General features: G+C 38.2%; 12 protein-coding genes. 6 read left to right on the top strand and 6 right to left on the bottom strand.

The annotated features are described in order from the left end of the window. Positions 1–406: 406 nt before the first annotated feature. From EHQ24_RS06660 to EHQ24_RS06645, 4 genes are all read right to left on the bottom strand, one after another. Positions 407–1,474: an ankyrin repeat domain-containing protein gene (locus EHQ24_RS06660; protein ID WP_244310317.1), complete on the bottom strand. Its 1,068-nt coding sequence runs from the start codon at positions 1,472–1,474 to the stop codon at positions 407–409. Positions 1,475–1,707: 233 nt separating this feature from the next. Continuing rightward, positions 1,708–2,094 (bottom strand): hypothetical protein, encoded by a 387-nt coding sequence (locus tag EHQ24_RS19210; RefSeq protein ID WP_167483060.1) that lies wholly within the window; start codon positions 2,092–2,094, stop codon positions 1,708–1,710. 1 nt (position 2,095) lies between these two features. Then, a complete protein-coding gene (locus EHQ24_RS06650) occupies positions 2,096–2,449 on the bottom strand; it encodes a hypothetical protein (RefSeq protein ID WP_135600895.1) in 354 nt (117 codons plus the stop codon). Between the two features lie 473 nt (positions 2,450–2,922). Further along, positions 2,923–3,441: a hypothetical protein gene (locus EHQ24_RS06645; protein ID WP_244310316.1), complete on the bottom strand. Its 519-nt coding sequence runs from the start codon at positions 3,439–3,441 to the stop codon at positions 2,923–2,925. Between the two features lie 238 nt (positions 3,442–3,679). Between EHQ24_RS06645 and EHQ24_RS06640 the strand changes: the two genes are divergently transcribed. After that, positions 3,680–5,005, top strand: coding sequence for an LA_0442/LA_0875 N-terminal domain-containing protein (locus EHQ24_RS06640; RefSeq protein ID WP_135600893.1), 1,326 nt, complete (start codon positions 3,680–3,682; stop codon positions 5,003–5,005). A 71-nt stretch (positions 5,006–5,076) separates the two neighbouring features. On the opposite strand, the gene EHQ24_RS06635 is transcribed toward EHQ24_RS06640, so the two are convergent. Next, positions 5,077–5,976 carry a LysR family transcriptional regulator gene (locus EHQ24_RS06635; RefSeq protein ID WP_135600892.1) on the bottom strand — a complete coding sequence of 300 codons (900 nt, stop codon included), beginning with the start codon at positions 5,974–5,976 and terminating at the stop codon, positions 5,077–5,079. Between the two features lie 92 nt (positions 5,977–6,068). On the opposite strand from EHQ24_RS06635, the gene leuC reads away from it, so the two are divergent. The 5 genes from leuC (at position 6,069) to EHQ24_RS06610 (ending at position 11,192) form a co-directional block, all read left to right on the top strand. Continuing rightward, the gene (leuC, locus tag EHQ24_RS06630) at positions 6,069–7,472 is read left to right on the top strand and encodes a 3-isopropylmalate dehydratase large subunit (RefSeq protein ID WP_135600891.1); all 1,404 of its coding nucleotides are present in this window, start codon (positions 6,069–6,071) and stop codon (positions 7,470–7,472) included. Then, entirely contained in the window at positions 7,469–8,095 is a 627-nt protein-coding gene (leuD, locus tag EHQ24_RS06625) for a 3-isopropylmalate dehydratase small subunit (RefSeq protein WP_135600890.1), read from the top strand. Before leuC ends, leuD begins: the two co-directional genes overlap by 4 nt. A gap of 468 nt (positions 8,096–8,563) precedes the next feature. Further along, entirely contained in the window at positions 8,564–9,559 is a 996-nt protein-coding gene (locus tag EHQ24_RS06620) for an alpha/beta hydrolase (RefSeq protein ID WP_135600889.1), read from the top strand. Positions 9,560–9,571: 12 nt separating this feature from the next. Then, a complete protein-coding gene (locus EHQ24_RS06615; protein WP_135600888.1) occupies positions 9,572–9,928 on the top strand; it encodes a YciI family protein in 357 nt (118 codons plus the stop codon). 22 nt (positions 9,929–9,950) lie between these two features. After that, entirely contained in the window at positions 9,951–11,192 is a 1,242-nt protein-coding gene (locus tag EHQ24_RS06610; protein WP_135600887.1) for an RNA polymerase sigma factor, read from the top strand. 70 nt (positions 11,193–11,262) lie between these two features. Here EHQ24_RS06610 and EHQ24_RS06605 read toward each other — a convergent pair whose 3' ends face one another. After that, positions 11,263–13,761 carry a sigma 54-interacting transcriptional regulator gene (locus EHQ24_RS06605; RefSeq protein WP_135600886.1) on the bottom strand — a complete coding sequence of 833 codons (2,499 nt, stop codon included), beginning with the start codon at positions 13,759–13,761 and terminating at the stop codon, positions 11,263–11,265. Positions 13,762–13,767: the final 6 nt, after the last annotated feature.

The raw sequence follows: 13,767 nt of genomic DNA, 5'->3' as shown, positions 1-13,767 counted from the left end.
GTAACAAGGTAGCCGTATCGGAAGGTGCGGCTGGATCACCTCCTTTTATAAAGGAAACCAATTACCTTTCGTTAGAATTGTCGTCACGCTACGTTGTATATTGTAAAAGTTAGTCTTAAAGACTAAAATCTTTAACCATTGTTACTTTGAAACCTCGCTAGTTTAGCGGGGTTTTTTTATATAAAGATACGGTTTTGGGATGGGACATAATACGGCTGTGAGTCCACAAACCCCCGCCCGAGTTAGGGTGGAGGGGAGTGGCTCGTGGGAAGGTGCGAATTTCTCCTATACCTTAATTCTCCTTAACCGACAATCCTGTTTCCAAAATACAGTTTTTTATTCTAAAAGTTTTCACCTTTTGGAAAGGTTAGGTTTGATTTGATTTCCGATAGCGACGTTCAGGAATTCATTCTCCTCTTTTTTGTATTAGGTCTGCAATCTGATGGTGGCCATACGATTTTGCAATATCTATTGGTGAAACCGTATCAGGTAAATTGGTTACGGCACCAGCACTCAGTAAGGCCTCTACAACATCCATATGGCCATCCGCTGCTGCTGCGTAGAGGGCGGTTGTCTTATACTCCGTGATGGCATTTAAGTTTACTTTTTGATCTATAAGCAATTGAACCAATTTCACATGACCTTCACTAGATGCAGAGATAAGCGGGGTCCAGCCGTATTTAGATCGAATTTCCTTATCCGCCTTGAATTCTAATAATATTTTTACAACCTCTAGATGCCCCTCATAACATGCTTTATGGATCGGGGCTCTTTTGTCGTTTCCTTGCATATTCGGGTCAGCATGATTTTCCAATAATAGCCGAGCGATATTGGCATGACCTACTTGTGCAGCAACAAATAGAGGAGGGAAACCATCAATCGCTTTGAGATTAGGATTCGCTTTTTTACGCAGGAGTGCAGTGACTATTTCCTGATCACCTTCCATGACAGCATAGTGTATTGGTAGTTTGCCCTTGTTATCTGTTTCGTTAGGCAAAGCACCAGCATCTAATAAAATTTTTACACAATCAGTATATCCTTTTGAACTAACGATATGTAGGGGTGTCATACCAAGTTTGTTTTTTACATTTACATCGGCTTTAAATTTGATTAATAATTTTGTTTGTTTCGCATCACCAAGAAGAGCTGCTTCATGTATCGCTCGCCCACCACTATCATTGATAGAGTTGACGCTGTCTCGATTGATTTCTAGGAAATCTTGAGTTGCAGTCCAGTCTCCAGCTTTGACTACTTTTGTTAGATCCGGCTTAGGTTTAAGTTTTGGCTTTTCCGCTGAAACACAGTTTAATATAATCGCTAGAAGGTAAACAAAAGTTAGGTTGTTTAGTGAGGTCTTACGATACTTTCTGAAATAAGTTCCAAGGATTTGAAGGTATCTTTGAATGTGAAATGTGGAGTGGGAGAAAAAATGAAGAAACCACATTAAATTTAGACTGAAATTTAAAAAGTGCATAAAACTATTCCTAACACATGTAAGTTTTTTTGAAATCCAAGATTAGATCAATCAGTTCGATTATTTAAATTAAAACCGTGATACAAGCATTATTTGCGAAACTATGAGTCTGAATTTTCGCTTTATTTTTTTTCTAATGAGTTTTTGAAATTATGTGGTGAATCGAATGTTTGGCGGATAGAGGAGAATGGGAAAGGAAATCTAGGGACTGCAAGATCCCTAGAGAGGAATTTTTATTTTCCTTTTTTTGCTGGTGTTTGTTTTTCGATCCAACCATCGCCAGTTAATTCATATTTAACCTGTCCATAGAGGAAAAAGTAATATGAACTTGAATTGATTTGAGTATTTGTTAGAAACTCAACTCCGTTTTCGTTACATGCTTTTTGAATTACTTCAGCGCTCATACGGGATACTCGCGTGTCTCCCAGTGGGAGCAGTACAAAAGGAACTGAATATTCAGCTTTAATTGGTTGCGGTTTTTTTTCGTATTCCTTGTTAAAATCAATTTCCTTTTCCGAAAGAAATGCATAATTTCCTTGTACAGAAACACAGTTAGTGGCAAAAGAAACTAAAAACAACATGAGGACAACAGTGAGTATTTTCTTGTTTGATGCTTTCATATTATTTTCCCCCACTAGTCAATTTCCAACATTCAGCCACGACACTATAACTTTCAGTTGCTATAAAAGCTTGTTCATTTCTAGCAAAATTTAACTGAACATTCTTTGCTAGGTCGCATGAATTTTTAGATTGAGCTGCATCCAAAAGGGTCGAATAATTTTTGTATTCACCTATCTGAAATCCGAATACATAAAATACTGCATTACCCGATGCAACAGAACTATTGACTAACTCATATTTCACGTTTTTGCCTGTGAGAATAGGCTTTGTGCTCATATATTTAACTGTAGGTGTGCTACAATTAGTAATTGCAATGATGATCATCGCAATGAAAAATACGGACATTTTTCTCATTTGTTTCTCCTTGATTCGGATTAGGTAATAGACCAGGGGTCTGAATGTCAAATAAAAGAATATGAAGTTGAAATTAAATAGAGTTTTTTGATAAATTTACCATTAGAAATATTGAACCGCCAATCAAGGCTAAGGTTATTATGATACCGATGGGAGAAAATACGTTTCGTCCGGTTTATTGGGGTCTACCTGGGGAAATTTCTTTTTTTAGTGTTAGGTGGATATGTTTTGACTTTGGTTAGGAAAATTTACCGCGAGAGGGATAGTAAGGGCGCGTTAGCGGTCGCGAATCGCGACCGAAGCCCTGGATAGCCCGACCCCAAATTCTTGATCAGATGGTATGTTGCTTTGCACTATTTTGGGAAGGGAATCAAATCTTTGGGGACTCGCCCACCTGCGGCAGTCCTTAGTCACGAAGGTGGGCATCGCCAAACTCTCTCGAGGTTATAAATGTAGAATTTTTGGACATTTTGTTACTTTCTCTTTGTCCAGTAATACCGTATAACACCGAGGCATGCAAAGAAAGCGCAGACAAAAATGCCTGTGGTAGAAAAAATCCCAACGATATCTTTTGGGCTGAAAACATCGATTGGATTTCTGCCTAATTGCGAAAGCAAAGGATTTAGGACCCCAACCCAGAGTACAAACACAAACATAACTGCGGCACCGCGGCCTGCCCAAAGTCGTATGATGGCAGGGTCACCTGGTTTGATTTTACCTCGAACCACTAGATAGTCCACTAATAGACCTAATGTGATGCCAAGAAATATTCCTTTGATGAGTCCCAAAATTCCAGAGACGGTAAGTAAAGAAAGAAACGACAGGAGGATTAGAAACAGGAATACAAGAAGGATCGTCAGTAGGAATGGTCCTCCCACACGCGCGGCTGGCAAAGAATCCGATCCTAGTTCGATTGAAGAAAAGGCACTGGCGAATCCGCCAAAACCTGCGATGACTTCTGCTCCCAACGAAAAGAGAATGCTGAAAATCAATACGAAAATCCAGAGTTTCCGGCGCATTCGCTGATTTCAAGGAAAGGATGGTTTCTCGCAAGCACTTTGCAAACTCAGAACTTGTATTCCTAACGTTTGCTCTTTCGTGCAGTTCGCACGTAAATACCATCAGGCAGAACTGATTCTTTAAAATTGCTCTCTAAAAAGTTTAATCGAATTGCAGAATGAATGGGTTGTGTTAAGATCCTCCCATACAAGTTTGGAACGAGCTAAAATTATGAAAAAAGTTATTAACCTATTGTTTCTGGTCATTCTTTTTACGAATTTATCTCTTCGGAGTGAAACGATTCAACTCAAGTCCGGAGAAAAATGGGAAGGTTCCGTCTTAGCCCAAGACAAAGATTCTGTGACGATGAAACTCACAGATGGAAGTATAAAAGTGTTTTCGAAGTCGGTGGTTCGAAAAGTTTCCTTTGGAAAAAAGTCTGAATCCTCTTCTCTTAAAATAGAAACTCAGATTTCGGAGAAGGAAAAGAAACGCAAGGAAGAAAAAGAATTAGTAGAAAAACAAAAACAGGAAGAAGAAGATCTTAAAGCCAAAGAAACCGATCAAAAAAATAGAGAGGAACAGCTTTCGAATGCAAAACGACATTATTTAGAAGGTTCCTTGGGCGTTGGAAGTGGCGAGAGCCAATCAGAACTCCGTCCATTCTTCCAGAGCATCCAGTATGCTGGACTTTTATTTAGTAGCAGCGGCCAAGCGGAGGTGCAAACCACACCTTACAAAAATAAAAATCACAGTGGAACAACACGATTGTTCTATGCCTGGGACCGGTTCACCTTTGAAATCCGAGGAACGGAAGCTAAGGGTAAATTTGACTCAAGTGGATTTCAGACTCTTTCTTATGGTAGTGGGGGTGGTTCATCTTCTTCCACTTCAGATAAAAGCACAAATGTTCTTATGGGGAACGGTGAAACAAAGTTTCAAAAAGTTTCTACCAGGATCGGTTTTACTCCCTACCCACATCCAGTTTTAGACCTTCAGATTTTGGGAGGTGTGGAAAGAATTTGGACCAAGTCAAACCAAGAAGTCGATAGTCTTGGTGGGATCACCGCAACAGGGATCAATCCCAATCGAGTTAGTTATAGGGACACAAGTAATCCACTCAGAGGATATAGTGTTGGTATTGGTTATGAATGGAAATTTTTGGAAAGGTTTAGTTTGCAGGGGCAGATATTATATTTAGATATGCAAGGCCCATCTTCGTTTCGGACAAATGAATTTAGTTTCGAAGCTACACCTTTTAAACTTAGACAATTCGGTTTGGACTATCAATGGAAATCTACCGGAACTGAAATCAACATGAAGTTATCCACTAAGATCAAAGGTGACTTAAGTTTATTTATAGAAGCAAGCAACATGACTCTGAATAACAAATTACAGTCAGGTTATATCACTGAAAATGATGGCGGAGGAAATTCTGATCCATCCCAAATCTTAGCAAAAGTTTTTGCACCTCAGATACTAATCCCAATTTTGTTAGATTCAAAAACAATACTTACATATGTCCAAGTCGGAGCAAACTATCGATTTAATTTTTAACTTAGTGAAGAATCATTCTAATGTTTACTTGTAGATCATATATTTAAGGTAAAATTACCAACTTTTTTCCGTTAGTTGTATATGGATTCCTTTTCCGATTTCCATTTCTCTGCGGATTTCAATATTTCTTCTGCGAGCATCGTAAGTCCAGGTCCGGATTTTTTTCGATAACAGAGATAAAATTTTCTTTCAGTATTCCAGTCTTCAAATTTAATTTTTCCGAGTTTGGGACTAATGGAATATTCGGATAAAAAACCAATTCCGAGTCCTGCTTCCAAAGATTTGATAACGGATTCCACACTTCTCAGTTCCATGGCAATGTTAGAACCAAATTCTTTTGAAAACGATTTGATTTTCTTCTCCACCGCTTTTCTAAGAGCGGAACCTGGATGGAAGAAAACAAAGGATTGTTTTTTTAAATCCTCGATTCTAATTTTCTTTTTTAGAAAGATCGGATGGTCTTTGGCTGCGACTGGAAAGATTCTATCGGATAAAAATTCTAAAACATTCAGACTAGGTTCTGCAACGGGTCCAGTCAAAATCCCAAGATCTACCTCTCCCTTTAACACTGCGTCCTTAGTTTCGGATGCATCACCTTCCCGTACAGAAAGAGAAAGTCCTGGTCTCTTATTGAGTATCTCTTTTAGGATTTGTGGTAAGATCCAAGCGGAAACTGTTCCTCCCGCAGAAATGGAAAAGTTTCCTTTCAGTTCATTTTCTTTTGAGAAGCCGATTTGTATTTCTTCCCATAACTCTTTCATTCTAATCGAATACTGATAAAATCTTTCGCCTTCATGAGTTAGGCGAACTGACCTTCCTCCTCTTTCCAGGACAGAGACTCCTAACTCCTTTTCTAAAAGAAAGATCTGTCTAGAGAGTGCAGGTTGTGTGAGTCCGAGTCGCGATGCTGCCTTTTGGAATGTCCCTGAATCAGAGATTTCCAGAAAATAAAGGATCTGTCTAAATTCCATATATACTTATAACTTTTAGTTATACATTTTATAAAACCAATTTATTTGCATTATAGCAGTAAATTTGATATCGTATTTACCAAGAGGGAAATATGGGACAAACTCTATATGACAAAATTTGGGAAAGTCACCGGATCATAGAGAATTCAGATTCGGAAACGATTTTATATGTGGATCGGCATATCCTACATGAAGTGACCTCTGCCCAAGCGTTCGAAGGATTAAGAACTAAAAACAGAAATATCAGAAGGAAGGATCTCACCTTCGGTGTTGTGGATCATAACGTTTCCACAAGGGATCGGAAAAACAGAGATGCCGCAGGTCCAGTCTCCCGATTGCAAATTGATACAATGGAGAAAAACTGCAAAGATTTCGGAATCCATTTGTTTGGTCCTGAAGATCCCGAACAAGGGATTGTGCATGTAGTTGGTCCTGAGTTAGGATTTACGATCCCTGGGTCTGTGATTGTATGTGGAGATTCGCATACGGCAACTCATGGAGCCTTTGGTGCCTTAGCGTTTGGGATCGGGACAAGCGAAGTGGAACATGTGCTTGCAACACAAACGCTCAAACAAGCAAAAACAAAATCGATGTTAGTTCGTTTTGTTGGTAAACCTGGGTTTGGAATCACTGCAAAAGACGTCGTCCTTGCTCTCATCGCAAAAATTGGAACCTCCGGCGGAAGAGGTTTCACAATGGAATATTCAGGGGAATGGATTCGTTCTCTTTCTATGGAAGCTCGGATGACTCTTTGTAATATGAGTATTGAAGCTGGAGCAAGGGCAAGTCTTGTTGCACCAGACCAAATCACATTTGATTATTTGAAAGATAAAAAGCTGATACCCAAAGGCAAAAGTTTTGAAGAGGCGGTAGAATATTGGAAAACATTCTTCACAGATACAGATGCCGTTTTTGACGCGATGGTCGAATTAGATATTTCTGAAATTGAACCTCAGGTAACTTGGGGAACAAATCCTTCTCAGTCTTTATCCATTGAAGGAGTAGTTCCAAATCCGGATGATTTCCAAGAGAAACGGGAAAGAGAAACCGCAAAGAATGCTTTGGATTATATGGATTTAAAACCAGGAACTCCGATATCAGAAATTAACATCGATAAGGTGTTTATCGGCTCTTGCACCAACTCAAGGATAGAAGACTTACGATCTGCTGCAGAAGTGGCTAAAGGTAAAAAAGTACATCCAAGAGTACAAGCTTTGGTGGTTCCCGGTTCTGGTAGAGTGAAGCGCCAAGCAGAACGAGAAGGTTTAGATCAAATCTTTTTAGAAGCTGGATTTGAATGGAGAGAACCTGGTTGTTCGCTTTGTCTTGCGATGAACGACGACATATTAAAACCGGGAGAAAGATGTGCTTCGACTTCTAACCGTAACTTCGAAGGAAGACAAGGTAGGGGAGGAAGGACTCATTTAGTTAGTCCTTCGATGGCAGTAGCAGCGGCAGTGACTGGAAAATTTACAGATGTGAGGAAATTGGTATGAGCGTAGGAAATTGGACAATCCACACGGGAGTTGCCGTATCCATCCCAAGAGAGGATATTGATACGGATCAAATACTTCCCAAACAATTTATGAAATTGATCGATAAAAAGGGATTCGGAAAACATTTGTTTTACGATTGGAGGTATTTAGATTTAGAAGGAAAAATTCCCAATCCAAATTTCATTTTAAACAAGGATGGATTTAAAAATGCCAGTGTCCTCATTGCTGGTAAAAATTTTGGCTGTGGTTCGAGTAGAGAACATGCACCTTGGGCACTTGCTGATTTTGGATTCAGAGCGATTTTGGCTCCTTCTTTTGCAGATATATTCTCCATTAATTCTGCGAAGAATGGAATTGCACTCGTTCGTTTGAAAGAAAATGAGATCCATTATTTGAACAAATGGATTTCTAAAAATTCGAGAGTGGAAATCCGAATCAATTTAGAATCTTTGGAAGTAGAAGCCGGAGACCAAACATTCGCCTTCCATTTGGATTCGGCTTCAGTCAATCGGATCCGGAACGGTTGGGATGATATTGATATCACACTAAAAAATTCAAAAGAGATTTTGGAATTTGAAGAGATTCGAAAAAACAAAAAATCTTTTTTGGAAGTGTGCTGGTAAATTTCATAAAGACTGGAAGAGTGTATTGGTTGGAACAAAGTACCTGCGAGAGGGATAGTAAGGGCGCGTTAGCGGTCGCGGTGAGCGACCGAAGCCCTGGATAGCCCGGCCCCAAAATGAATCATTTTTGAAATGTATCAAAAATGAAATTCGATTCATGGTTCAGAGTTTGGGGACTCGCCATAACATAACATAACATAACGGCAACGCATCGCTCATATAGTATTCGTTAGGTGTTGGCCGGAGTATAATGTGACATAATCTGAGCGTGAATCCAAAATCCCCCGCCCGAGTTAGGGTGGAGGGGAGTGGCTCGTGGGAAGGTGGCAATTTCCCCTTACCATATCCAACCAAATCAATCCATCTTCTTCTCTGATTCTCAGAATTTATTCCAAATCTTTTCGCTTTTTCGAACCGCTTTGTCCATTTTTTCAATCTTCATTTGATATAAAAGCAAAGGAGGTCGCTATGACCCAAAACGAAAAAAAGAACCATCACCCAAAGAGGAATTGGATTTTGCCACGAGTCGGATACAGCTTGGTGATCGTTTTCTCGTTGGTTCTCTTTGCTTTTACCTTTGGAATGTGGTCTGCAAGTGATCAGATCCTATTTCCTAACTGGAAAGGTGTAAGTAAGGATTTTTTGAAATGTAGTCCTGAAGGCGAAAAAAACTGGGGAAAGTCTTGTGGAAACATTCGCCTAACAAAAGAATTTTATTTCCGTGAAGTTTTGATTCCATCTTTAAACGGATATGATTTGCCTGGTTGGCTTGTTCCCGCTCATGAGAATGGTATTTTGTTCTCTAAGGGAGTGATCCTTTTTGTGCATGGTGGCGGGTCAGACAGGCGAGAACTCACTCGTTTGATTCCCTTTTATCTGAATCAGGGTTTTGATGTTCTTAGCTTTGATTTATCTTGCCATGGAGAGGCTCCCTGTATGGTACCAGGTTTGACTTTCGGGAACCGTGAATTTAGAGATGTATTGTCTGCCTATTTATATGTATCAAAAAAATATAAGAATATTTTAATGTTTGGATCTTCCGTAGGAGCCTCTTCTTTATTGATTGCACTTCCTTTTTTGAATGGTGTGAAAGGACTCATTTTAGAAAATCCAATGATTAATTTCAATAGATTGATTTTAGATTCTCCCGAATCGGCTTCTCTCCCGAATTGGATGATCCAGTCATTGATAGATCTCGTTACAAGTAGAGGAAAATTTGATTCACTACTTAGTCCTGAAAATTCTTTACGTTTTTCAAGTTCTGTGCCTCTATTATTGATTCATAGCAAAAAAGATTTTGTTGTTTCATACAAACATTCAGAGTTTCTTGCGAATCTATATCCTGCGCCAAGTGAAGTTTGGTTTCCTGAGTTGGGTTCTCACGGAAAAGTTTGGGATGAGAATCCAAGCAAATATGAAGCTAGAGTTAAAGATTTTATACAAAGAAATATAAGTAAAAAATAAGTGAGACAAATTATGGAAGATTATTTGATTTTAATGCGACTCGATATCCTTACAAAAGAAGCCCAACCTTCACCGGAACAATTACAGATTTATATGAAACAATACCAAGAATGGGTGAACGGGATTGTTGCTCAAAAGAAGTTCAAAGGCGGAACGGCTTTGTCTACAGAAGGAAAGGTGATCCAATCAAACCATATCGTTACTGATGGCCCCTTTGTAGAAACAAAAGAGTCCCTCGCGGGTTTTATCATCATTCAAGCGGAGAGTTTTGAAGATGCTGCGAGTATTGCCAAAAATTGCCCGATTCTAATGGGAGAGGGAAATAGTGTCGAAGTGAGAAAAATTATGAGCATACATAAAGAAGAATAAAATAATATATTCGTAATCTCTAATGGATCATTCAGATATTATACCAAATTTGTTTCGCACCGAGTATTCAAAAGTTATTGCAGTTCTCTGTAAACAATTTGGGTTTTATCAAGTGGAAATAGCAGAAGATATTGCAAGTGAAACCTTTTTAACGGCGGCACAAACTTGGGGCCTCAATGGAATTCCAACAAATCCAGAGGCCTGGTTGTATGCAGTTGCTAAAAATAAAGCAAAGAATGTAATCCATAGAGATTCTATTTTTCAAAACAAGATACTTCCACGCTATCAGCAGGATCACTATCTATCTGTATCGGAATTGGATCTCTCGGAAGAAAATATTCGCGACAGTCAACTTCGAATGATTTTTGCGCTCTCACATCCTTCGATTCCTATCGAATCACAGATTGCTTTGTCTCTTCGAATTCTTTGTGGATTTGGGATTGATGAGATTGCGAGAGCTTTTCTTTCGAACAAAGAGACAATTAGTAAGAGATTATTTCGTGCGAAAGAAAAACTTAGGGAAAAAAATATAACATTGGAATTGCCTGCCCCTCACGAGTGGGGAGATCGGTTAACGTCTGTTCTGAGAACCATTTATTTATTGTTTAATGAAGGTTATTCTTCGCAAATCCAGGATAAGATACTGAGAAAGGATTTATGTTTGGAAGCAGTTCGACTTTGTTCTATCCTGTTAGAAAATAAAGAAACAAATACACCTGAGGTAAATGCTCTTCTTTCCCTATTTTGTTTTCATATTTCTCGATTTGATGCAAGGTTAGATGCAGATGGAGAAATTGTTCTGTATGGAGATCAGAACCGCGATCTTTGGAATGAAGACTTTATTAAGAAGGGAGAGTATTTCTTTTTTCAGTCCAACAAGGAACCAAAATTTTCCAAATACCATATAGAAGCAGCCATTGCTTATTGGCATACTGTGCAGGAAGGAACGGAAAACAAATGGGAAAGCATTTTTCAGCTTTATACAGGGCTTTTGGAATTAGAATCATCAACTTTGCTTTTTTTGAACCGAGCTTATGCCCTATTCCGAGCAAAAGGTAGGGAGGTCGCTTTAGTTGAGGTAGAAGGTTTAAACTTAAAAGCAAATCCTTACTATTTTTCACTCCTGGGAGAATTGTACATTGAATCAGATCTGGCCAAAGCTAGTGAATGTTACCAAAAGGCCCTATTATTAGCTAATACGGAAAAAGATAAGTCGGCTATCCGGAAAAGGTTGGCTCAACTTGGATCAGCGAGATTTCTTTGATGTTTACTGAGTGTTTAGAGAAAGTTGATAAGTAGTGTTAGTGGTTATGAAATAATCCGGATAAGTAGTTTTACCTTTTTAATCGATACTCTAAACTGGATCTTCGGATGCCTAAGATTTTTGCAGCATGTGATTTATTCCCTTTTGTCTTTTGTAAAGCAGATTGGATGATTTTTAAAGCATAAGCATCCATTATTTCATGAAAATTACCATGAACGTCATCGGGGAAGTTGTCTCGTTTGAAATGATTTTTATGGTTTGGAGTTTTCAGATACTCTTTTGCCATAATAGGAAAATCATCTAGGCTAAGGCCTTCTTCTTTTGCCGTACTCAATGCACGGAGTAAACTATTTTCTAATTCCCGAATATTGCCAGGCCATGAATAGTTTTGGAAAATAGTAACCACTGATGGAGGAATGTTTTGAATTTGGGTATTCATTTCTTTGGTAAAGGATGATAATAAAAAATTTGCGAGTGGTAAAATATCTTCCTTCCGTTGTCGCAACGGCAATAAATCAATTCGAAATACGTTGATTCTATAATACAAATCTTCTCTGAACTCTCCGCTGCGGATCAAATCCTCCAAATTTCGATTTGTTGCAAAAATAAATCTACATTCTGCTTTTAAAAGTTTAGAGGAACCAATGGGTGAAAATTGTCTTTCTTGTAGAAGACGAAGCATCTTCGCCTGTATTGAGAGTGGCATCTCTCCAATTTCGTCAAAAAATAAAGTACCTTTTCCTGCTTTTTCTACGGCACCAGATCTATCATTTTTTGCATCCGTAAAGGCTCCTTTCACATGACCAAATATTTCATCTTCCCAAAGATTAGCAGGTAGAGCCGCACAATTGAGAGGGACAAATGGTTCACTGGGTCTTGATTTTTCATGAACCAAATTTGCAAAAAGTTCTTTTCCGGTTCCTGTTTCTCCATGAATGAAAACAGGACGTGTGAGTGGAGCAATGCGTTCAATATGTTCTATCGTTTTTTCCATCGTTTGGCTTTTGTAAACGAGGGTTTTGTTTGCTACCGTTTGGAAAATGACTTCTCTTTCTGTCTGTGTTGTTTTTAAATCTCTAAGTTCTGCCTCTGCTTGGTTTTTAAGATAATGAATCCTTGTACGATCGTTGAGATTACGGATGAGAGCGGCAAATGGAATTCGCAAACGTTCTAAAAGATCTACTTCATCTTCAAAAAATGGACGTTTTGATTTTTTATCTCCTAAAAATAGATAACCACAAATTTGATTTTGAAGAACCAAGGCCATAACTACCCGATAACCCAAAGATACTACTTTTGGTCTGTAACCCACTGTTCGCCGAACTAATCTGAAATAATCGGATGTAAAACTAGTTTTTTCTCTAAAAGGTATGGAGGCATCTTCGTCTAACAAAAAAAGTCGATCACTTTCTTTAACTAATTCCATCGGTAACTTTCTATCTCGACTGACTCGGCTAAACACTAATCTGGAAGCAATCTCTTTGATTTCAGAGGGGTTTTCTCCGAAATCATGTAAAATTAAATGGTCTTCATGGTCTACAACTGCCGCCAAAATTTTAGAGAGTCCTAAATTGTTATAAATTGGTTTTAATAAATCCTCTAACATCTCATTCAAAGAAAAATAAGATCCTGAAGATTGTTTTAGAAACACCTGTACAATTGACTCTTCTATATTTGTTTTGGATTGAAAAATCAAGTTTTCAAGTTTTGGATGAAGGATACTGCCGTAAAGAATCCCTGCCGAAAATAACAATGAGAATACGATCAAATTTTTGTATGAAAATGTATTTTCATCACGAAACGAATCCACGTAATTGATTAAAAAATAAATTAATACACAGATGGTAATTCCAAATAACAAACGGATTCCAATTTGAATCATTGCTTCCCTTAGGTTGAGTAGGGGATGGAATTGGATTGCATAAATGATCAGAACAATTCCTAAAACTGATGTTGCTGGGCCTAAAAAGAAAAATTCCCAAGATCCCAAAGCTGGAAGTATTACTGAGAAAAAAACAGCAAGTGTTAGGTGGAAAATAATGGATAATAATAAACGAAGAATTCGATTTCTTTTTCGCGGATCGTTTGTTTTTGTATATTTCCAAATTTGTAAAAAAATACCAGAGATAATAGTAAATACAATCCAAATGCTAGTTGCATAAAAAAAAGGGCCAATGATTCCTACCTGGCCTCTATTTTTAATCCATAAATCTGAGTAAGTGAGTGGGGCAAGAGATGCTGAAATCAACCCGAAAAAAAGAATTCTATATTTTGATGATTTGTTTTGCGATCCTTCTGGAAAAAATTCACAAAAAACATACATAGCAGTCCCTACACAAAGGACGGATATACCTGCGAGTGTAGCTACCATATAAGAAGGTTCTTGGTATTTGGAAAGATAGAAGGATAGAGTATGAAAAAAATACCAGGCAAAAAGGGAAACCACAAGTCCCAAAAAAGATTTACCAACTTTACCTAGATTGTCTTTTAAAAAAGTAAGGACTGTGATTACGACAATACAAGTTAAAATAATAAATGCGATAAATATTCTAACCTGATCTAATCCCATATAATG

The organism is Leptospira noumeaensis, from assembly GCF_004770765.1.
Lineage (GTDB): Bacteria > Spirochaetota > Leptospiria > Leptospirales > Leptospiraceae > Leptospira_A > Leptospira_A noumeaensis.
The sequence above is the reverse complement of the archived record's forward strand: the minus strand, read 5'-3'. Positions and strand labels throughout refer to the sequence as shown.